The 20743-nt window shown below is 64.3% G+C and carries 17 protein-coding genes and 1 pseudogene; 2 read left to right on the top strand and 16 right to left on the bottom strand.

Features of this window, described 5'->3' with window-relative positions; genetic code table 11:
• Positions 1-214: 214 nt before the first annotated feature.
• The 7 genes from CH295_RS10535 to cobM all read right to left on the bottom strand — a co-directional run bounded on the left by CH295_RS10535 (position 215) and on the right by cobM (position 8164).
• The gene (locus CH295_RS10535; RefSeq protein ID WP_094740640.1) at positions 215-2080 is read right to left on the bottom strand and encodes an arabinofuranosyltransferase AftB family protein; all 1866 of its coding nucleotides are present in this window, start codon (positions 2078-2080) and stop codon (positions 215-217) included.
• On the bottom strand, positions 2058-2963 hold the full coding sequence (locus tag CH295_RS10530) for a decaprenyl-phosphate phosphoribosyltransferase (RefSeq protein ID WP_037187181.1): 906 nt from the start codon (positions 2961-2963) through the stop codon (positions 2058-2060). The genes CH295_RS10535 and CH295_RS10530 overlap by 23 nt, the downstream gene beginning before the upstream one ends.
• Positions 2960-3496 (bottom strand): phosphatase PAP2 family protein, encoded by a 537-nt coding sequence (locus CH295_RS10525; RefSeq protein ID WP_052047296.1) that lies wholly within the window; start codon positions 3494-3496, stop codon positions 2960-2962. Before CH295_RS10525 ends, CH295_RS10530 begins: the two co-directional genes overlap by 4 nt.
• A complete protein-coding gene (locus tag CH295_RS10520) occupies positions 3474-5381 on the bottom strand; it encodes a glycosyltransferase (RefSeq protein WP_037187178.1) in 1908 nt (635 codons plus the stop codon). The genes CH295_RS10525 and CH295_RS10520 overlap by 23 nt, the downstream gene beginning before the upstream one ends.
• Positions 5378-6607, bottom strand: coding sequence for a UDP-galactopyranose mutase (glf, locus tag CH295_RS10515; RefSeq protein WP_170945857.1), 1230 nt, complete (start codon positions 6605-6607; stop codon positions 5378-5380). Before glf ends, CH295_RS10520 begins: the two co-directional genes overlap by 4 nt.
• Before the next feature lie 67 nt (positions 6608-6674).
• On the bottom strand, positions 6675-7424 hold the full coding sequence (gene cobF, locus CH295_RS10510) for a precorrin-6A synthase (deacetylating) (protein ID WP_170945856.1): 750 nt from the start codon (positions 7422-7424) through the stop codon (positions 6675-6677).
• The gene (gene cobM / locus CH295_RS10505) at positions 7421-8164 is read right to left on the bottom strand and encodes a precorrin-4 C(11)-methyltransferase (protein ID WP_037187168.1); all 744 of its coding nucleotides are present in this window, start codon (positions 8162-8164) and stop codon (positions 7421-7423) included. Before cobM ends, cobF begins: the two co-directional genes overlap by 4 nt.
• A gap of 182 nt (positions 8165-8346) precedes the next feature.
• On the opposite strand from cobM, the gene CH295_RS10500 reads away from it, so the two are divergent.
• Positions 8347-10575, top strand: a complete 2229-nt coding sequence (locus CH295_RS10500) for an N-acetylmuramoyl-L-alanine amidase (RefSeq protein ID WP_094740638.1) — start codon at positions 8347-8349, stop codon at positions 10573-10575.
• A 77-nt stretch (positions 10576-10652) separates the two neighbouring features.
• Here CH295_RS10500 and CH295_RS10495 read toward each other — a convergent pair whose 3' ends face one another.
• Together CH295_RS10495 and CH295_RS10490 are read right to left on the bottom strand one after the other, a co-directional pair.
• Complete coding sequence (locus tag CH295_RS10495; RefSeq protein ID WP_094633431.1) at positions 10653-11489, bottom strand: HAD family hydrolase; 837 nt, start codon at positions 11487-11489, stop codon at positions 10653-10655.
• Positions 11490-11715: 226 nt separating this feature from the next.
• The gene (locus CH295_RS10490; RefSeq protein WP_094633510.1) at positions 11716-13269 is read right to left on the bottom strand and encodes an acyl-CoA synthetase; all 1554 of its coding nucleotides are present in this window, start codon (positions 13267-13269) and stop codon (positions 11716-11718) included.
• Positions 13270-13337: 68 nt separating this feature from the next.
• Between CH295_RS10490 and CH295_RS10485 the strand changes: the two genes are divergently transcribed.
• Positions 13338-14474 (top strand): LuxR C-terminal-related transcriptional regulator, encoded by a 1137-nt coding sequence (locus CH295_RS10485; RefSeq protein WP_082323459.1) that lies wholly within the window; start codon positions 13338-13340, stop codon positions 14472-14474.
• A gap of 4 nt (positions 14475-14478) precedes the next feature.
• Here the strand turns inward: CH295_RS10485 and CH295_RS10480 are convergent, their stop codons facing one another.
• From CH295_RS10480 to CH295_RS10450, 7 genes and pseudogenes are all read right to left on the bottom strand, one after another.
• A complete protein-coding gene (locus tag CH295_RS10480; RefSeq protein ID WP_094740637.1) occupies positions 14479-15720 on the bottom strand; it encodes an NAD(P)/FAD-dependent oxidoreductase in 1242 nt (413 codons plus the stop codon).
• Entirely contained in the window at positions 15713-15931 is a 219-nt protein-coding gene (locus CH295_RS10475) for a ferredoxin (RefSeq protein ID WP_037187158.1), read from the bottom strand. Before CH295_RS10475 ends, CH295_RS10480 begins: the two co-directional genes overlap by 8 nt.
• Before the next feature lie 2 nt (positions 15932-15933).
• A complete protein-coding gene (locus CH295_RS10470; protein WP_052047295.1) occupies positions 15934-17277 on the bottom strand; it encodes a cytochrome P450 in 1344 nt (447 codons plus the stop codon).
• Positions 17278-17298: 21 nt separating this feature from the next.
• Positions 17299-18819, bottom strand: coding sequence for an aldehyde dehydrogenase family protein (locus CH295_RS10465; RefSeq protein ID WP_094740636.1), 1521 nt, complete (start codon positions 18817-18819; stop codon positions 17299-17301).
• A 4-nt stretch (positions 18820-18823) separates the two neighbouring features.
• Positions 18824-19882 (bottom strand): alcohol dehydrogenase catalytic domain-containing protein, encoded by a 1059-nt coding sequence (locus CH295_RS10460; protein ID WP_230596138.1) that lies wholly within the window; start codon positions 19880-19882, stop codon positions 18824-18826.
• Positions 19879-20283, bottom strand: coding sequence for an SCP2 sterol-binding domain-containing protein (locus CH295_RS10455; protein WP_037187153.1), 405 nt, complete (start codon positions 20281-20283; stop codon positions 19879-19881). The genes CH295_RS10460 and CH295_RS10455 overlap by 4 nt, the downstream gene beginning before the upstream one ends.
• A 273-nt stretch (positions 20284-20556) precedes the next feature.
• Positions 20557-20743: pseudogene (locus CH295_RS10450) on the bottom strand (ABC transporter ATP-binding protein); the annotation flags it as partial.

The following is a 20743-nucleotide window of genomic DNA, read 5'->3' as shown; positions in this document are numbered from 1 at the left end:
CGACCTCTCAGCTGCTTCGTCGTCACATCGGTTACGCAATCAACGCTTGATCTCGCAAGTTCACCATGTCTGTCGTCCGACCACACAGGTCGGACGCATACACATCCTCCGCACTTATCGCGCGAAGGACGACCCCCGTTACATGATCGAGATAGCTCATCTTGGCGTCGAGACCAATTCGGCGCAACCCGGTGACCCTTTCGTGTTCGGACACCTAATTGTCTGCCTTCAATATCGGGGCCGGAAGATCACATCGTTGTATTTCGTACTTCGGTACCCGATCGAACCGATATCCGGCGTAGAAGAGCGAACGCTTGAAATTCCGGACGAACAATTCCTTCGTCAACGGAGCCCGATACGAGGTCAGCAGCTCCTGGGTGTCGGGGCAGGTCAGTGCCACCTGAGCCTCGGTGACCCAGTCCTCGTCCATGTACCAGGGCAGGTACGGATGGACGGCGACGAGCCCGAGATCGGCCACCACCCAGTCCGGATACAGGTTCTTGTCGTGCCCGATCCGACCGTTCTCGAGCCGCTCGGTGTGTGACGCCAACGGGTAGGCCAGCCCCATCTGGTCGATCACCCGCACGTCGAGGCCGACGTTCATGCTGGTCATTCCGAGGTTCAGGAAGAAGACGGTGTGACCGAACCCACCCTCGGGGATGGGCAGCGGTGGTGGCACGACATCCCAGTACGTGAACTGCGCCGACGGCAACAGCAGACCGCCGTCGGGAGTGTCCTCGATCGCCTCGACCATCCCTCGCATCCGCGGGTAGTCGAGGTAGTCCGAGGCCAGGATCGGATGAGCGTGCCCGGTGTTGAGCGAGTAGAATTCTCGCTCGTCGACGATGCCGCTCCGGCCGACGATCGAGCCCTGCGGCATACCCGTCGTATTGGCAGCCACGACGGCCCAAACGACGATGCCACCCCAGACGAAAAGATCGGCGGCGAAAACCGCTGTGGCGCGGTCTGCAGACCAGCGTTCGGGGAGGGCAACCGGCAGCACCGAAATCGGCAACAAAAGCGTGAACAATGCCGGCAACAATGTTCGACCGTGCATGAAATCGCCGCCGACGCGAATCGCGTACAAAGCCAGCAGAAGTCCACTGATCAATACGAAGACGACCACGGCGGTCGGCGTCCGTAGTGCGGCGAGCCAGCCGCCGACGGTACGGGGCAGGGACAACTGCACTCGGGAGGCCGACAGAACGGCACCGACGACGAGCAGTACGAGCGGCAGCCACAGCAGGTACGGGCCCACGAGGTTGGACAGGTACTCGAACCCCTGCGACCACTTGGCTCCGCCTGCATCCTTCGAGACCGCGGTGTTGGGGTACGGCAGGCCGTAGTAGCCCATGCGCCAGATCTGATAGAGCACCGGCACTGCTCCGGCGAAAACGAACACTCGGAGCCTGGACAACCAACTCTGCGGGGCCAGGAAGATCATCGCCAGCGCCAGCACCGCCACGATGGACAGTTCCGGACGCACCAGCGGGCCGAGCCCGGCGAAGAAGGCCAGCAGCAGCAGCTCGACGCCACCGGCGCGGCGCTGACCCCACCGAACCATCAGCAGCCACAGCATCGCCAACCAGAAGATGACCAGGCAGGTCTCGAGGCCGGACGTCGCGAAGTCGCGGGCGGGCGGAACCGCGATGTAGACCAGTACACCGGCAGGCAGGAACAGAGTCTTCGTCGCGGTGCGGCCGCGCAGCGCGAACGTGCCGATCATCGCGATGACGACGGCCGCCGTGGACAGAACCAGTGCGATCGTCAGAACGACGTACTCGAGCCTGCCCTCGCTCAGCCAACTGCCCGCGTAGACGAGGTAGGTCCAGATGGTGCTGGTGTTGGTCTCCACCCGTTCGCCCGCATTGAACACCGGTCCGTTACCTGCCAGCAGGTTACGGACGGTTCGGAGAACGATCAGGCCGTCGTCGGCGATCCAGCGGCGCTCCCACGCACCCCAGAGGAACAACGCCCCGGTGACCACGGTCCCGATCCAGAAGACGGGCCGGGTGATCGGTGCCCGAGCGGAGTTCTCTTCTCGCGCGTCTCGCTGGTCAGGCGAGGTAGACAGCGACACCAACCACTCCGATCCACGCTATGGCGAGTAGCTGCAGAACCCTGTCTCCCAACGCGATCTCTTCGGGTTCGCCTGCCTCGCCGCCATCGACATCCACTGCATATCGCAGGATTGCGATAGTAAACGGAATCATCGAGATGGCGAACCAGTTGGCACCCGTGCCGGCGTCTTCCTGGAACGCCCACAGGCCGTAACAGATGACGACGGCAGTCGCGGACAGTGTCCAGACGAATCGCAGGTACGTGGTGGTGTAGTTCTCGAGCGATTTGCGAATCTTCGCCCCGGTGCGTTCGGCGAGCTGCAGCTCCGCGTAGCGCTTACCGGCCGCCATGAACAGCGAGCCGAACGCCATGATCAGCAGGAACCACTGCGACAGCGGGATCGAGGCAGCAACTCCACCGGCGATCGCGCGGAGCAGGAAGCCCGAGGAGACGATGCAGATGTCGAGCACGGCCTGGTGCTTGAGGCCGAAGCAGTACGCCAGCTGGATGACGATGTAGACGCCGATGACCAGCGCCAGCTTCCAGTTCGCAATGAACGAGAGGCCGATGGCGAGTCCGAGGGACACCACCGCCATCGCGTAGGCGATGTTGACGGGCAGCACGCCCGCGGCGATCGGCCGGAAGCGCTTGGTGGGGTGCGCGCGGTCGGCTTCGACGTCCATGGCGTCGTTGACCAGGTAGACCCCGGAGGCGGCGAAGCAGAACACGACGAACGCCAGCGCAACGGACAGCAGCACGTCGCGATCGGTGACCGACCCGGCCGCCAGCGGCGCAGCCAGCACCAGAACGTTCTTGACCCACTGACGGGGACGAAGCGCCTTGACGATGCCGTCCGCCAGGTTCTTCGGCGGTGCGCCTACGGGTGCGGCATCCTCGCTCATTTGTCTCCTTCGAACTTCACGACGGCCGCAGCCGTCAACGCGCCGAGTGCCGATCCTGCCAGCACGTCGGTGGGGTAGTGGACTCCGAGCACCAAGCGCGAGAGCAGCATGGGTGGGACGAGGACCGCCGGTAACGGTAGCCCGGTCACCCGGCCGAGGAGAACCGCGGCGGCTGTGGTGGATGTCGCATGCGAGGACGGGAAGCTCAGCTTGCTGGGCGTCGAGACGTTGATGCGCACGGCCGGATCGTGCGGGCGTGGCCTGCGCACGATGCGCTTGATGACGATCGACGCGGCGTGGGAGCCGACTGCCCCGACGGCCACCGAGGCCCACTGACGCCGACGCGGCTTGTCCAGTGCGGCTCCGATACCGGCGATCGCGACCCAGCCGAGTGCGTGTTCGCCGAAGTGCGACATGCCACGGGCGACGGTGATCGCGCCGGGGGCACTGCCGACGGTGCTCTGCACCTTCTCGAGGATCCTGACTTCCGTCGGAGCCTCGGTCTGGCCCTTACGCCTGGTAACGAAAGACACGTTCCCACGTTTCCTTACTGGTCAGGTGCGGCACGGCATCGCGGTACCGAGCCTTGAGGGCGGGGAATTCAGCTGCCAACTGCTTGCGCAGCGACAGGGCTTCCTTGAGCAACGCCGCGGCCTGCTGGCGATCCCGCTTGCGGTAGACGACGCCACGGCCGTCGGCGGTCGTGACGGTGACGCCGTCGACCTGAGAGAGCAGGAACCAGCGCGCGTCGAGAGTCGGGACGTTGAGCTGCGGGCGCTCGTGGTGCTGGGTGTGTGCGGGCTTTGCGTTGTGCAGCAAGCCTTTTGCCAGACGACGGACCTTGGAGATCGGGTTGGTCGGCAGGCCGACGGCTCCGACTTCCTCACCGGACGCGAGCGGCAGCTCGGTGGAACTGCCGACGACGACCGCGTCGGGAAATTCCTTGCGCAGTGCGTGCACGGTCGGCAGCGCGGTGGGCAGGATCTCGAGGATGTGCTCGGGGCCCGCCAGGAAATCGCGGATCGCGAGGTTCTGAATGGCGACCGTCGAGTATTCGAGGCACAGCAGGTGCTTGACCGTGGCCTTGATCGTGTCGAGCACCAGGCCCTTGCCGTCGCCCGGCATGTGCAGCGATGCCACCACGAGGCGGTTGCGCAGATGGAAGTACGCCTGCCAGTCGATGGCGTCGTCCTTGTCGCTCCACGCCATGTGCCAGATGGCCGCGCCCGGCAGTGTCACCGTCGGGTAGCCGGCTTCCCGTGCGCGCAAGCCGTATTCGGCGTCGTCCCACTTGATGAACAGGGGCAGCGGCTGCCCGAGTTCCTCGGCGACGACGCGCGGAATCATGCACATCCACCAGCCGTTGTAGTCGACGTCGATGCGGCGGTGCAGCAGTTTGCTGGTGCGCAGTGGGTCCTCGGAGAAGTCGTGGTCGTATTCGACGTTCTGCGCGCCGGTCCACATGAAGTTGCTGCGGTCGATCACTTCGCCCATGACGTGCAGGTGACTGCGCGCCTGCAGGTTGAGCATCTGGCCACCGACCAGCGTGGGGACCTTGGCGAACCGAGACATGGCCAGCGCCCGCAGGATCGAATCGGGCTCGATCTCGATGTCGTCGTCCATGAACAGGATGTGTTGGCACGAGGTGTTGTTCAGTGCCTCGTACATGATGCGGCTGTATCCGCCGGATCCGCCGAGGTTGGCCTGATCGTGGATGGCGAGTCGGCCGCCGAGTGCCGCTGCGGCCTCGTCGAATCCGGGCTCGTCCTTGGCCTTGCGGGTGCCCTGATCGGGCATGATGACGGCCTCGATCACGTCGAGAACCAACGGATCCGAGCCAAGCGCCACAAGGGCTTTGACGGCGTCGGTCGGGCGATTGAAGGTAGGGATACCGACCGCGACGGTGGCCTCGCCCGGTGCCTCGATCGGCGCATACCAACCCGCGCTCTCGAGCACCACCTCGGAGTCGGAGGTGATGTCGAACCAGATCCAGCCGCCGTCCTCGAACGGACCGAGGTCGATCAGAAACTCCTGCGCTGCATCGCCGTCCACGGCCTCGCGGCCCTCGACGTGAATGCGCGACGCGTCGGCCTTGGACCGGTAGACGTCGATCCGGCAGTGTCCGGAGACCTCGACGCGCAGCACCACGGACTTCAGGACGCTGTAGCGCCGCCAGTAGCTCGCCGGGAACGCGTTGAAGTAGGTGCAGAACGATACCTCGGACTCGGAGCCGATCGTGACCGAGGTCCGCGAGAGCGAGTGTGCGCGTTTGGCGTTGGTGAGCGCCTCTTCGAGGTACAGCGTGCGCACGTCGAGCGGTTCACCCGAGCGCGGCAGCAGCACCCGCTGCAGCAACGACTTTCCGAGAATCGGGGCGACGTCCGCGGCCCCGTCCTCGAGCAGGTGCTTGGCGGTCACTTGTCGCCTGCCAGGGGTGCGCCGGTCTCGAAGTGCGGAACCAGGGTGTTCTCGTACATGTTCAGTGCGCTCGCGATCGCCATGTGCATGTCCAGGTACTGGTAGGTGCCGAGGCGTCCACCGAACAGCACTCCGTTGGAGGCCGCTTCGGCCTTGGCGCGGTCGCGGTAGGCCTCGAGCTTGCTCCGGTCGTCCGGAGTGTTGATCGGGTAGTACGGCTCGTCACCGCTCTCGGCGAAGCGGGAGAACTCGCGCATGATGACCGTCTTGTCGGTCGGGTACTGGCGCTCGGGGTGGAAATGACGGAACTCGTGGATCCGAATGAACGGCACGTCGCCGTCGTTGTAGTTCATCACCGGGGTGCCCTGGAAGTCACCGGTCGGCAGCACTTCGGTCTCGAAGTCGATTGTGCGCCAACCCAGTTCGCCCTCGGAGTAGTCGAAGTAGCGGTCCAGTGGGCCGGTGTAGACGATGGGAGCGTCGGGGCTCTCGGCCACGAGCTCGGCCTTGACGTCGAACCAGTCCGTATTCAACCGGACCTCGATCTTCTCGTCGGCCGCCATCTTCTCGAGCCACGCGGTGTAGCCGTCGACCGGCAGTCCCTCGTACGTGTCGTTGAAGTAGCGGTTGTCGAAGGTGTACCGCACCGGCAACCGGGTGATGTTGCCCGCGGGCAGATTCTTCGGATCGGTCTGCCACTGCTTGGCGGTGTAATCCTTGATGAACGCCTCGTACAGCGGACGCCCGATCAGTGAGATCGCCTTCTCCTCGAAGTTCTGCGCGTCCTTCGAGTCGAACTCACTGGACTGCTCTTCGATGAGAGCCCGCGCCTCGGCAGGCGAGAAGTACTTGCCGAAGAACTGCGAGATCAGGCCGAGGCCCATCGGGAATTGATACGACTGGCCCTTGTGCAGCGCGAAGACGCGGTGCTGGTAGCTGGTGAAGTCGGTGAACTGGTTGACGTACTCCCAGACCCGCTTGTTCGAGGTGTGGAACAGATGCGCGCCGTACTTGTGGATCTCGATACCCGTTTCGGGCTCGGCCTCGGAATACGCGTTGCCGCCCAGGTGGTGCCGCCGATCCAGCACGAGGACACGCTTGCCCAACTGGGACGCCGCCCGCTCCGCCACGGTCAGTCCGAAGAACCCGGATCCGACGACGATGAGGTCGTATCGGCCGGTCACGGAGGCGTCGGAAGAGGTGGTCTCGGGGCTTACAGCAGTCACGGGCAACCAGGGTATCCGACGATCGTGACCGCTCTCCCCCGCCAGGCGTCCCGCGGCGGGCCCGATGTCATTCGGTCGGACGTCGAAGCAGGTAGGTGTCCATCACCCAGCCGTGCCGGGATTTGACCTCCTCGCGGGCGCGGCGGATCTCGCTCAACACGTCGTCGAGTGGACCCGCCACCAGCTTCTCGTCCGCCGTCCCCAGGTTGGCACCCCAGTGGATGCCCCACCCTGCGCCGGTCAGCGCGCTGCAGGCCAGGTTGCCGTCGAGCATCACCACCAGGTTGTCGAGGCCGGCAGCGACGTCGCCCGCCAAGTTCCTGCCGGTGGTGATGACGATCGGTCCGCCGATGCGATTGAGCACGAGTCGGTGACTCGCCGCCAGCATCGACACACTGGAGATACCGGGTGTGACATCGAACTCGATGTCGTTGCGCAACGCGGCCAGCCGCTCGGCGACGCGGATCGTGCTGTCGTACAGCGCGGGGTCTCCCCAGACGAGGAATCCGACGACCGTGCCTTCGGCGAGGCCGTCGAGCACATCGGCGTAGGCGCGGGCGCGGGCGTCGTGCCAGTCGAGGACCGCGGTCTCGTACTGCCGGGGCGACCGGTCGCGTGGCGGGTCGGGTACCTCGATCACCCGGTAGCTGCCACCGTGGTGGCGCTCGAGAATGCCCTGCCTGGCCGCTCCGAGATCGCCGACGGACGCGCCCTTGTCGGCCACGATGAACACGTCGACGGCCCGGAGTTTCTCGATGGCCTGGACGGTCACCTGATCCGGGTGCCCACCGCCGATGCCGATCAGATGGATCCTCACGAGCGGTCCCGGCAGGCGTCGTACAGGTGGGATTCGGTGACGACGCGTCGCGCCAGGGCGGGACCGACCAGAATCACCGCCGCCTGTCGCAGGTCGGCGGCCTCGACCTGATCTGCGATGTCGGCCAGGGTGCCGCGCAGAATCAACTCGTCCGGCTTGCTGGCGTGGAATACGACCGTGGCGGGGCACTCCGGACCGTAGAACTCCGTCAGTTCGTCGGCGATGATGCGGGTGCGGGTGATCGCCAGGTGCAGCGCAAGCGTTGCCCTGGTGGCGGCGAAGTTCTTCAGCGCCTCGGTATCGGGCATCGCCGTCGAGCGGGCCTGCGCGCGGGTGAGCACCACCGACTGCGTCACCTCGGGAACCGTCAGCTCGACGCCCAGTGCGGCGGCTGCAGCCGCGTAGGCCGGAACGCCGGGGGTGACGTCCCAGGGCACGCCTGCGGCGTCGAGTCGAGCGGACATCTCCGCCAGCGCGGAGTAGAGGGACGGATCCCCCGAACACAGGCGCGCGACGTCCTCCCCACGCTCGTGGGCGGCGACCAGCTCTTCCGTGATGGCGTCGAGGTCGAGTTTCGCGGTGTCGACCAATCGGGTGCCTGCAGAGCAATGTTCGAGGATGGCGTCGTCGATATAGGTACCGGCGTAGACGCAGACCGGGCTCGACCGCAGAAACTCGACGGCCCGCAGCGTGAGCAGGTCTGCAGCCCCGGGTCCGGCTCCGATGAAGTGCACAGTCACAGCTGAAAAGCGTATGCGACGCGCCCGACGCGCCGCGCCACTGGAACTTCCCGGCTGTGGCTAACTGTCAAGCTAAGGTTTAGCCTTGTGTCTGATGGGACTCATGTTGCTGATGTGATTCATGTTGTTCAGCAACTGGAGATCCTACGACGCGTACCTACCAACAACCAGGGAGTACCGCCTTGCCGAACCGTCGAACGAAGCCGTCGATCGTTCTCGGTGCTGTCGCACTGCTGGCCGTCGCGACCCCCTTTGCGGTCGCAGGCCTCACCGACAGCACGACAACCGGAGTTCGACCGGCCAACGAGACAACCCCCGTCACTGTGCCGACCAAGATCGTCGAGACCGCGCTGAGCGCAGCACCGGACATCGTGATCCCGCTGCAGGAGCTCACCGGACTGCCGTTGCCCGATCTTCGGCTCTCCGATCTGAAGTACCTGCCGCTGCCGGATTCCATCGTGATCCCGCCGATCGAGATTCCCGACATCCCGGGTCTCACCACGCCCGCGCCGGGCAACGCGACCGCGCAGGCACCCGTTCCCCGGGTGGACGCATCGGCACCGGTGAACCCCGAGGCTGCCGATCCGACCGGCCCGCCGCTCGGTGCCGCCGTCAAGGAGATCAAGCAGGACACCCCGTTCAGCATGGTCGCCCTGACCTCCGAGCAGCTCGACGGTGCGACCGCTCAGGTTCGCCGCCAGCTCGAGGACGGATCCTGGGGCCCGTGGCTGCAGACCGCTCCGGTGGACAGCACGGCCGACGACGCTGCTCCCGCCCCTGCCAAGCAGGGCACCGAACCGATCTTCGTCGGACTGACCAACGCAGTGCAGGTTCTGCTGACGCCACTGACGAGCAGTGCAGCTCCCGAAAGCTTCGCGACTGCACCGGTTCCCGAGGTTCCGGTCGTCGAGCTGCCTGCTGCCGACGCGCCTGCCGAGGCCCCCGCCGCTGCGGAACAGCCACTGGGCTACACCCCGGCATCGTCGAGCAAGCCACTGCGCCAACAGGATCCGGCCCCGGTCGATCCCGCGGCCCCGGCACCTGCAGTCGAAGCGCCTGCAGCAGATCCCGCCCAGCCCGAAGCCGCGCCGGAAGGCACGGCCGAGCAGTTGGCTGCTGCGGTCAGTGACATCAGCGCCGTGCTCATCACGCCCGGCACGTCGCCGGTCGACTCGGCATTGAGCGACATCGCCACTCCCGTCGCCGGTGACGCAGGCCCGAAGGTCATCACCCGCGCGCAGTGGGGTGCCGACGAGTCGATCCGTTGCGCCACACCGACGATCGACGACTTCCTCGGTGGTGCCACCGTGCACCACACCGCAGGCAGCAACGACTACTCCAAGTCCGAATCGGCCGAGATCGTCCGAGCCATCTACGCGTACCACGCGCAGACGCTCGGTTGGTGCGACATCGGCTACAACGTCCTCGTCGACAAGTACGGTCAGATCTTCGAAGGTCGCGCCGGTGGACTCGACAAGCCGGTTCAGGGCGCACACGCAGGCGGATTCAACGAGAACACGATGGGCATCGCCATGATGGGCGACTACTCCAGCGAGGATCCCTCGCAGGAGACCATCGATTCGGTCGGCAAGTTCCTCGGATGGCGACTCGGCAAGGCCGGTCTCGATCCCGAGGGCACCACCACGATGACCTCGGAGGGAACGGATTTCACGTTCGTCGGCAAGGGCAAGAGCGTCGACCTGCCGGTGATCTTCGGTCACCGCGACGTCGGCAACACCGAATGCCCGGGTGACTCCGGATACGCACGGCTCGGGGAGATCCGCGACATCGCGGCGGCCAACCTCGGCGGCGGAGATGCCACTCCGGCCTCGCCCGACGCGACCGACCCCGCTCCCGACACCGCAGTGACCGACGCGACACCGTCGCGGCCGGGCTCCGATGCCAGTTCCACTCTGGGAGAGAACATCCCGGCCCTGGTCGCGGAGTTGCAGCGACTGGCGTCGACCAGCCCGGTTGCACAGAAATGGTTGGCCTCGGGGGCCGAAACCGGGTCACTCGGCGTACCGGTGAGCGGTCTGGTGCAGGTGAGCGGCGGCCGTGAGAAGGCGCAGTTCGCCAACGGCGAGATCATCACCAACATGGCCGGCCAGGCCGTGGCCGTCATAGGCAAGATCTTCCAGCAGTACGCGCAGCAGGGTGGCGTCGACGGCGTGCTCGGTCTGCCGCTCACCGACGAGTTCAGGGTGCCGGAAGGCTTCCGGACCGACTTCGAGAACGGTTCGCTCATCTTCAACGAGCTCACCGGAATCGTCACCACGGTGATCAAGACGTACAACGACACCTACAACGCGGAAATGCAGAACCCCGTCGCAGCACCGGTGGAGCCGGCTCCTGTGCCCGAGCCTGCTCCCGCACCGGAGCCCGCACCGGAGCCCGCACCCGCGGGCTGAGATCGACCAGCCAGAAGGGCCGAGTCACCGTGGTGACTCGGCCCTTCTCGTGTTCGAAACGCCCCTGGACCGACGCGTCACCACCAGCGTTCGAGAACCTGCGCCACTCCGTCTTCTGCGTTGGTGACGGTCACTTCGTTCGCTGCAGCGACGGCAGCGGGATGCGCGTTGCCCATCGCGACGCCCAGTCCCACCATCGACAGCATCGGCACGTCGTTGGGCATGTCGCCGAAGGCCACGATGTCCTCGACATCCACCGACAATGTCTCGGCGACCTTGGCCAGGCCCGACGCCTTGGTGATGCCCGGTGCCGACAGCTCGATGAGTCCGTTGTCGGTGGAGAACGTCAGGTCGGCTCGACCGGAGATCAGCGGGGACAGGATGTCGGCCATGTGTCCGCTGGTGGATCCCGAGAGCCGGATCAGCAGCTTGACGGCCGGAACGTCGACCACGTCGTCCTCGGTCATCTCGACGTTGTCCGGGTTCAGCCAGGCGTGCTCGTATCCCGGCGAGCTGACGAACTGCGGCGTGGCCGAGTCGTGTGCCGTCTGCCCCACTCGCTCGGCGGCGAGTCCGCAGCCCGGGAGCGCGCGATACGCGACGTCGGCCAACCACTGCAGCGTCTCGACCGACAGCGTCTCGGCGCTGAGCACGCGATCGTTGGCGGCGTCGTAGATGACCGCACCGTTGGCGCACACCGACATCGGCGCGTATCCCAGCTGATCGACGACGGGGTGGATCCACCGCGGCGGTCGACCGGTGGACAGCACGAACGGGACGCCGTCGGCCACGACGGCCGAAATGGCACGCTTGGTGCGTTCGGTGACACGCTCGTGCTGGTCGAGCAGGGTGCCGTCGACGTCGCTTGCGACGAGTCGGGGGGCGAGGCGGGTGGTGTTCGGCGCGTTGGTCATCGTGACGTCATTCTGCCCTAGTGTCGAGGTGCCCTGTTTTCGACGTGGAAGAAACGGCAGCGGACATCCGTGAACCGTGGGATCCGATTTCCTCCGCGACCGGTGGCACGTCTCGACGACGAATTCTTCACCGGGGAAGCCGATTCCCGTTCCAGGATGTCGAGGTCGATGCGTCGATCGCCCCTACACCCACGTGACTCGGGCTCTCGGCTTCCCCGGTTCACGGTCACGGTGTCAGGCGGGATTCCTCTGCGAAACGATCGCGCAGGGGACCCTTGACGAGCTTGCCGGTAGGCGTGCGCGGCACCGTCTCGACGAACCGAACGTCCCGCGGAACCTTGTATCCAGCCAGGTGTTGGCGGACGAATTCCTGCAGCCGTCGAGTCATATCCTCGTCACCCGCGACACCGACGACGAGCTGGACCGCGGCCAACACTCGCTCGCCGAACTCGTCGTCGGGAACCCCGATCACGGCAACGTCCTCGACCTCGGGGTGGAGTGCAAGGCAGTTCTCGATTTCCTGAGGGTAGATGTTGACTCCGCCGGAAATGATGGTGAACGCCTTGCGATCGTTGAGAAAGAGGAACCCATCTTCGTCCAGGTAGCCGATGTCACCACACGTCGTCCAGTTCGGATGATCGCGATGCTGCGCTTCCACGGTCTTCTCCGGGTCGTTGTGGTACTCGAACGGACGGGCGTCGCGCTCGAAGTACACCACTCCCGACTCTCCTGCCGGAAGCTCGGCTCCGTCGTCGCCGCAGACCCGGATCACACCCAATTTGGCTCTGCCGACCGTGCCGTGCTTTTCGCTCCATTCCGCCGGGTCGACCATGGTGATGCCGTTGGCCTCGGTGGACGAGTAGTACTCGTGCAGTATGGGCCCGAACCACTCCATCATTCGACTCTTGACTTCCGTGGGGCACGGAGCGGCGGCATGCACGGCGTACTGCAGACTGCTCACGTCGTACGAGTCGCGCACCCTCTGCGGCAGTCGAAGCATCCGCACGAAGTGTGTCGGCACCCACTGACTGTGTGTGACGCGGTAGCGATCGATGATGCGCATGCTCTCTTCTGCGTCGAAATGCTCCGCGGTGATGACGGTGCCACCCAAACTGTGCGTGATCATGCCGAAACGCAGCGGTGCGGCGTGATAAAGCGGTGCCGGCGAGAAGTAGACGGTGTCGGCACTCATCTTGTAGGTGCCGCCGAACACTGCCACGTAGGGATCTCCCACGTCTCCGACCTGCCGTGCAGGCAGCGGTGGCTTCACGCCCTTGGGTCGACCCGTCGTACCCGAGCTGTAGAGCATGTCGGCACCACGGGGCTGTTCTGCAGGTGCGACGTCCGAACCGGTGTGTAGGAACCTTTCGTAGTCCTCGAAACCCGGGACCGATTCTCCGCCGTACGCGAGCGCGATGCCGACGCCACGGCTGGCCTGGCGGGCAACATCGGCCACACCTGCGAGATCGTCGGAGACAACCAACGCCTTGGCACCGCAGTCGTCGACGATATACGCGATCTCGCTGGACGACAGATGAGTGTTGACCGGTGTCAGATAGAGACCACTACGCAGGCACGCCCAATAGACGACGAACATCTCGGTACTGTTCGTGGACAGCAATGCCACCACATCGCCCAACTGTAAACCCCTGTCGCGCAGCGCATTCGACAACTTGACCGAACGATTCTCGAGCTGCGAATACGTCAGAACGTCGTTGGTTCCCGCCACTATCACCGCAGGTCGGTCGGGAGCAGAGCTGGCATGAATTCCGGGATACATCATGATCTCCTTGACTGGGAATTGTATGATCTAGCTAACAAGCCGGTACGCTTTATGCCGTGCATCACATGGTCCGTAAGGCGGTACCGTCGAGCGCCCGCTCGACGGCGAATATTCGTCCGATCCTGGACAGCCTCGACCGAGAGGCCGGCGTCTCGTCCACAGATCGCGTTCGCTCCGATTCGCAGATCGATGTCCTCGCGCAGGACGCCTGGGCCGACATCGCCGATGCGCTCGAAGCAGGCAGCGACAACCTCCCGCCCGAGTTGCGGGCCGCTCTCGCTCGACTCAGAGTCGTCGATCAGCAGTTGCTGCAACGACTGACCATGCGAACATCGACAGAGCGCTTGTCCAGCGTCGTCGAAGCTCTCGAATTGCTGCCGTGTGTGACCGACGACTTGATCACCGCTGCACCGCGTTTGATCTGCGACCTCGGATTCGACCGCGCCATCATCTCCCGAGTGGAGAACGGTCTGTGGACCTCGGAGGCCGTGTACATCCCCGACAGTGCAGAGTGGGCAACCGAGATCAACAAAGTCGGTCAGGAAATGCCGCAGAAGCTCGGTCCGGACATCCTCGAAACCGAAATCGTCCGTAGACGTGAGGGGCTGTTGGTGACCGATGTGCAGTCCGACGGTCGGGTGAACCGGCCCATCGCCGACGCGTCCAAGTCGCGTTCCTACGTCGCCGCCCCGATCATCTCCGACGGTCGCGTCGTCGGATTGCTGCACGCCGACAAATATCGCCAGTCCATCGATGTCGATGCCGACGACTGCCAACTGCTCATCGGTTTTGCCCAGAGCTTCCGACTGGCTCTGGGCAGGGCAAAGCTCGCCGAAGAAGTCCTTTCGGTCAAAGGCACACTCGACTCGATGCGCTCGATGCTCGATTACAGCACCGACACCGTTCACCACGTGTCCGTGCGCCGCACGTCCGACGACGCCCAGCCGGCCCCCGCTGCCGAGCCGGGCCGATCTGCTCGGCCCGACCGGACAGCGCCTGCAAGTCGCGTGCCGCTCACTCAGCGTGAGCACGAGGTTCTCGCGTTGATGGCACGGGGTAGCACCAACAGCGCAATTGCCCGTGAACTGGTGATCGCCGAGGGGACGGTCAAGCAGCATGTGAAGCATGTCTTGCGAAAGCTTCAGGTCGCCAACCGATCCGAGGCCGTTGCAGTGTGGTTCAACGAATTCACACCCACATGATCCTTCAACGACATTGATCTGCACCGTAATTCACCCCTGATACCCACGAGTCAGGTGCAGTGACGAACCGCCGGTACTTCATGATCAAGTCGGGGCGGCCGATGGTGAGAACTCCGGCGACGCGCCCGCCCGATCGATAGAGCACCACGGTGCCGCCGGTCTTGTCGCGCCGCTGTTGCACCAGCAATTCGTCGGCCTGCGACGTACCGACGAACTGGATCCGCGTTCCGTACCAATCCGACCAGAAATACGGGACCGTGGTGAATGGCATCGGAGAGTTACCCGACACCGCATTGCGGGCGGCGGCCGCACCCTGCTCGGACGCACTTGCCCAGTGTTCGAGGCGCATCCTCTTGTCGAACAGTGCATTCGGCCAGTGCGCAACGTCACCCGCTGCCCAGACCCCATCGACCGGTAGTCCAGCACTGGACAACACGGCCAACGTGGCATCGCACTCGATCCCCCCGTCCCGAGCGTCGAGGCCGATGTCGGTATCGGACAACCACTCCGTGGACGGAGCCGCGCCGATTCCGACCACCACAAGGTCACCGTCCACCACACGTCCGTCTGTCAGCTTCACGCCGGCGACGGTGGTTCCTGTCGAATCGGTGATCATCGACTCGACGCCGACACCGAGGACGAGTTCGGTACCGTTCGCCGCGTGGAGTTCGGTCACCAATGCGCCGCCCTCCGCTCCGAGCGAGCGAGTCAGAGGGGCCGGTGCGGCCTCGACGATCGTCACCGGATGGCCGTAGTTGCGGGCCGCCGACGCCACCTCCGCACCGATGAAGCCGGCACCGATCACTACCACCCGAACGGGAGACTGCAGACGCTTCCATACCGCTTCGACATCGGAATGCGTTCGTAGGGTGTGTATTCCAGAGATACCGGAAGTTCCGGGCAGCTCTCTCGACCTCGCACCACACGCAATCACCAGATGCTGATACGGCACATCACCCTTCCCGGTCCCGACCACACGCGCGCGGGTGTCCAGGCCGACGGCAGGCGCATCGGTCATCACGTCGATGTCGAGCTCGGTGAACCTGCCGCGCTCGCGCAACAGCGGAACGGCAGGGGACGCCTCGCCGACGAGAAGTTCTTTCGACAGAGGAGGCCGGTCGTAGGGCACATGAGATTCCGCGCCGATCAAGGTGATCGGCCCGGAGAAGCCCTCGCGGCGAGCGGACTCGCAGGCAGCCACACCTGCGAGTCCCGCGCCGACGACAACGAGTCCCCGGTTACGCATCGCCGCCGACCTCTTCGACGACGATCGCCTGCGTCGGGCATGCTCGTGCCGCTACTTCGACCTCCGCGCGACGTTCGGCCGAGACCTCGTAGCTCAGGACCATCAGCTGGCCATCTGCTCCGATCTCGAAGAAATCGGGAGCTTCGGCTTCGCAGATTCCAAGACCCGAGCATTTGCCCATATCGACTACCACTCGGCATGCTCCGGACATGACTACTCGACTCCTGTGTTGGGGTAGAAGGGCATGCTGACGACTCCACGCATGAAGTTCGTTCGCATCAATTTCGGCTCGCCTGCAATGAAATTGGGCATCTGACGGTGCAGTTCACGAAAGAGTGATCGCATCATCGACTTGGCCAACTGATTGCCCAGGCAGAAGTGGACGCCACCACCGCCGAACGTCACGTGCGGGTTCGGGCTGCGGTTCAGATCGAACTTGTCGGGGTCGGTGAATATCTCACGGTCCCAGTTTCCGGATCCGTACATCATGACCACCTTGTCGCCCGGCAGAATGGACTGTCCGCCCAACTGGTACTCACTGACGGCAGTTCGACGGAACGTCACCACCACCGAACCCCAGCGGAGGAATTCCTCGATCGAGCTGTTGATCCGAGCGTCGAAATCCTCCCACAGCCAGGCACGCTGCTCGGGAAAATCCGTCAATGCCTTCACCGCGAAACTGGACGTGTGGCGCGTGGTATCCGTTGCGGCGACCGCCATCAACGTCATGACGGCACCGATCTCGAAATCGGTGAGCGACTCGCCGTCGACCTCGGCCTGAACCAGGTTGGTGAGCAGGTCGTTCTGCGGTTCGCGCTTACGCTCGGCAATCAATTCCTCGGCCAGCGCGTGGATGGCCATTGCGGCGTCGCTCTGCACCGCGATCGGATCGCGCCCGGCCAGCAACTCCGGATCGGCCCACGCGACGATCTCGTCCGCCGCGTGACCGACCTCGGCCCGGCGGTCCTCCGGAATTCCGAACATGTCGCCGAACATCTCGATCGGCAGATGCTTGGAAATATCGGCCACGAAGTCGATCTCTTCCCGATCGGCGACGGCGGAGACGATTCGACGCGCACGCATGGCTATGTCGTCATCGATCTTCTTGATCTGCTTCGGGGTGAAGGACACGCTGACGAGCTTGCGGATCTTGTCGTGCTGCGGATTGTCCATAGCGAGGAAGGACATGGCCATCTCGAGGAACATGGCGGGCAGCAAGTCGAACATGACGCCGTAACCGGACACGAAAACATCCGGGTTGTGGCTGATCTCGGCAATGTGCTCGTGCTTGACCACGGCCCAGAATCCAGGGTCGTGGGGATCGGGAACGACCGATGTCTCGATCGGCCGCTGCCAGGTGACGGGCGCACTCTCCCGCAATCGGCGGAACACGGTCTCGCGCTGTGGAGCGTCCTCACCCCAGAAGTCGTCGCTCCACACGTCGATCTCGTGGAACTGCCGCGTCGCAGCGACGTCGTTCCTGGGGATTTCGGGTTCGTTGTCGTCATCGTCGTCGAAGCGGAGTTCAGGACCGTCATCGAAACTGGTTGTAGTCATAGTGTCTTCCTGAGGTCGCAATCAGTCGTCTGCATGGCTGAGCAGAATGTCGTAGGGCTTGTTCTCACGTCCACCGGACAGATCGAGGTGCACGGTCTTCGCTTGGGTGTACTCGTCGAGCGCGTCGGGGCCGAGTTCGCGGCCGACGCCACTTTGCTTGTAGCCGCCGAACGGTGCTTCGGCGTTGATCTGGTGAGCGTCGTTGATCCACACACTGCCGGCCTCGACGCGGGCAGCGACCGCCAGTCCGCGAGAGTTGTCGGTCGTCCAGACGCTGGCAGCGAGGCCGTAGTCACTGTCGTTCGCGATCGAGACTGCCTCGTCGTCATCGTCGTACGCAATGACGACGAGGACCGGGCCGAATACTTCCTCGCGTGCGATCGCCATGGAGTTGTCCACGTTCGTCACGATGGTCGGCTCGATCCAGAAGCCGCGCTCGAACGTATCCCCTTGGGGCTTACCGCCGCCGGTGACCACGGTTGCACCCGACTGCACTGCTTCGCCGACGTACTGCAGGATTCGAGCCTGCTGCTTCCCGTCGATGACGGGCCCCATGTCGGTATCCCAGTCGCGGGTCTCGCCCATCACGATCGTGCGTGCGCGGTCGACCAACCGCTCGACGAACTCGTCGTGCAGGCTGCGCGGTACGAGTGCGCGGGTACCGGATTCGCACACCTGGCCGGAGTAGACGAAGCAGCCGTAGAGAACTCCGTCCACCGCCATGTCCAGATCGGCATCGTCGAGAACGATCGACGGTCCTTTGCCGCCCAGCTCGAGCGTGACCTCTTTGACGGTTCCCGACGCGAGCTTCATGATTTCGCGACCGACCGCTGTGGAGCCGGTGAATGCGATCTTGCCGATGTCGGGGTGAGATGCCAAGCGCGCGCCCGCATCTCGCCCATCTCCGGGCACTACGTTGAGCACTCCCTTGGGCAGACCGTTCGCCTCGGCGATCTCGGCGAACTCGAGAATCGACAGTGGTGTGTGCTCGTCGGGCTTGACGACCACGGAGTTACCGGCGGCCAACGCGGGCCCGACCTTCCACAACGTCAGCAGCAGCGGGAAGTTCCACGGCGCGATCGCACCGACGACTCCGATGGGCTCACGGTGTACGACGCTCTGCGCGAGAGTCGGGAAACTCGAGATCGGGCCCGGACGTGCGAAGGCATACGTATCGGCGAGATCTGCGAAGTAAGTGAAGTGCGCCAACGCATATCCGACGTGGAAGCCGGTTGCTTGCCGGACGGTTGCCCCGTTCGCGGCCATCTCGAGCTCGACGAGTTCTTCGATGCGGTCGTTGGCCGCGTCCGCAATCGCGCGCATGATCGACGCGCGTTCCTGTGGCGTCTTACCCGCCCACACACCACTGCGAAACGCAGCCTTGCCTGCCGCCACAGCAGCATCGATGTGGGTGGCGTCGCCCTTGGCTGTGGTTGCGACGACGCTCTCGTCCGACGGATCGACGATGGTCATCGTATCGTCGGTGTCGACTGCCTCACCACCGATGAGCATCGGATAGTGCTGTACGTCAATGCTTGTCATAGCGTCACCTCGTCGGATCGAGAAGGATCTTCATGGCTTCGCGAGCCTCGAAGAGTTTGTAGGCGTCGGCGGCCTCGGACAGACCCATGCGGTGCGAGATCATCGCGCTCGGATGCAGCTTGCCTGCGCCCATGAGCCCGATCACTTCGTCCATGTATTCGGTGATGTGGCTGACTCCCATTTCGATTCGCACACCTTTGAGATACAGATCGGCGAACGGAATTGTCATCGATTCTTCGGTGTAGACACCGGGAATGGACAGCACCCCACCTGCGCGCAGAAGCGGAATGGCCGCGAGAAGTGCGGACGGGTGGCCTACCGCGTCGACCACGACATCCGCGCCGCGCCAATCGGTGAGATCCAAAACCGCATCGGTAGCATCGGTTTCACTGGCATCGATGCCTATCGCACCGAAGCGTTCGGCTTCCTTCAGGCGGGCGGCGACTCTGTCCACGACCATGACCTGTGACGCGCCGAGCGCGACGGCCGACATCGCCGCGCAGAGGCCGACGGGTCCGGCACCGACGACGGCAACGCTGTCTCCAGGTCGCATGGCGCGCGCGACTGCTTCGTGGCCCGTGGTCATGATGTCGCCCGCGAAAAGGATGTCCTCGTCGTCGACAGTGCTTCCCGTCGGGATCGCACGAGCAGTGAGGTCTGCAGACGGGACCACCACGTACTCGGCCTGTCCACCGTCGAGGTCTCCCAGAGCCAGACCGAGTCCGAAGATGCGGCTGCCGGCGCAGTTGCCGGGCTGGTGTCGTCGGCACTGGTAACAGGAACCGCAGCTGACGACGCAGGATGCGACCGCCCGGTCACCCTCGGAGAACTGAGTGACTGCGCTGCCGACATCGACTACGGTGCCGAGGAATTCGTGACCGAGGATGATGTCGGCCTCGAGTTCGAGCCTCCCCTCGTAGGGATGTAAGTCGGTTCCGCAGATGGCCGTTTTCTCGACTCGGAGCAGAATGTCGGTGGGTTCGGAGATGTGGGGAATGGGCACGTCGGCGATTTCGACGACGTGCGGTGCCCGCAGGACCGCGGCCTTCATCGTCTCGCTCACGCCGTGACCTCGGCGTCCTTCGGAGCGATCTTGTCGCGGTACATCGGAAAGAGCGGCTTGGTGAGCGGAACCAACTTCAGGATCTTGTTGGTCGGCCCCTTGGCCTTGACCTGGCCCTTCGCCAAGCCCACAGCCAGGTTGTACTCGCCGCGCCAGAACTTGTCTGCAGTGTCACCGCGCATCAGCAGTGTGATGTCGGGCTTGAGGTCGGTCGGTCCGGCGATGACCTGGTAGTCCTCGCGGAACGCGATCGTCACCTCGCACTCGGGATCTGCGTACTGCACGCGCATCACGATGTTGGCTGCTTTGAGCTTCGGGCCCGACTCGGGGTGCTCGCCCGCGTCACGGAAAACGCCACCGATGTACTGATCGAGTTCTGCTGCATCTTTGAAAAAGCCCATTGGAATGTGTACTCCTCGAGAAGTGACCGTCAGCCGGATTGGCCGGTAAGGACATACAACCAACGAAACGTGAGCTGGGTAACTCTCGATAGTGATATCTCTACCCCCCTTCGGGGGTGTGATACACAACTCATTCCACGGCGGTCCTGATTGGCCTCATCCTGACGACACTCCGGAGATCGGCACTCCGGCACTTCGGGGAAACCACGATCCTCGCCTCCGAGTGGCAGCGAACCCACAGGGGCACAGGACAACCCGTACCCAACCGCTGCATCAGACGTACTCGAAGCTCTCCTGGATGGCGACCTGCGCACTGTGCGGCAGCGTGTGCATGATCTGGCGGACGCGTTCCTGCCTGCGTCCGACGGCCTGGCGCACCGGAGTACCGGGGGTGGCCTTCATCTGCGGGACGATGCCTTCGACGTCGTCGACGCCACCGGCGTGGTGCCCGGCGTCGACC

The organism is Rhodococcus sp. 14-2483-1-2 (assembly GCF_002259405.1).
Classification (GTDB): Bacteria; Actinomycetota; Actinomycetes; order Mycobacteriales; family Mycobacteriaceae; genus Rhodococcoides.
This window is presented reverse-complemented; position numbering and strand designations above follow the sequence as displayed.

What these genes read in the sequence shown, in the direction of transcription:
- CH295_RS10530 (WP_037187181.1), bottom strand. Translation starts at nt 2,963, where the DNA reads ATGAGCGAGGATGCCGCACCCGTAGGCGCACCGCCGAAGAACCTGGCG.
- CH295_RS10495 (WP_094633431.1), bottom strand. Translation starts at nt 11,489, where the DNA reads ATGACCAACGCGCCGAACACCACCCGCCTCGCCCCCCGACTCGTCGCA.
- CH295_RS10490 (WP_094633510.1), bottom strand. Translation starts at nt 13,269, where the DNA reads ATGTATCCCGGAATTCATGCCAGCTCTGCTCCCGACCGACCTGCGGTG.
- CH295_RS10485 (WP_082323459.1), top strand. Translation starts at nt 13,338, where the DNA reads ATGGTCCGTAAGGCGGTACCGTCGAGCGCCCGCTCGACGGCGAATATT.
- CH295_RS10480 (WP_094740637.1), bottom strand. Translation starts at nt 15,720, where the DNA reads ATGCGTAACCGGGGACTCGTTGTCGTCGGCGCGGGACTCGCAGGTGTG.
- CH295_RS10475 (WP_037187158.1), bottom strand. Translation starts at nt 15,931, where the DNA reads ATGTCCGGAGCATGCCGAGTGGTAGTCGATATGGGCAAATGCTCGGGT.
- CH295_RS10470 (WP_052047295.1), bottom strand. Translation starts at nt 17,277, where the DNA reads ATGACTACAACCAGTTTCGATGACGGTCCTGAACTCCGCTTCGACGAC.
- CH295_RS10465 (WP_094740636.1), bottom strand. Translation starts at nt 18,819, where the DNA reads ATGACAAGCATTGACGTACAGCACTATCCGATGCTCATCGGTGGTGAG.
- CH295_RS10455 (WP_037187153.1), bottom strand. Translation starts at nt 20,283, where the DNA reads ATGGGCTTTTTCAAAGATGCAGCAGAACTCGATCAGTACATCGGTGGC.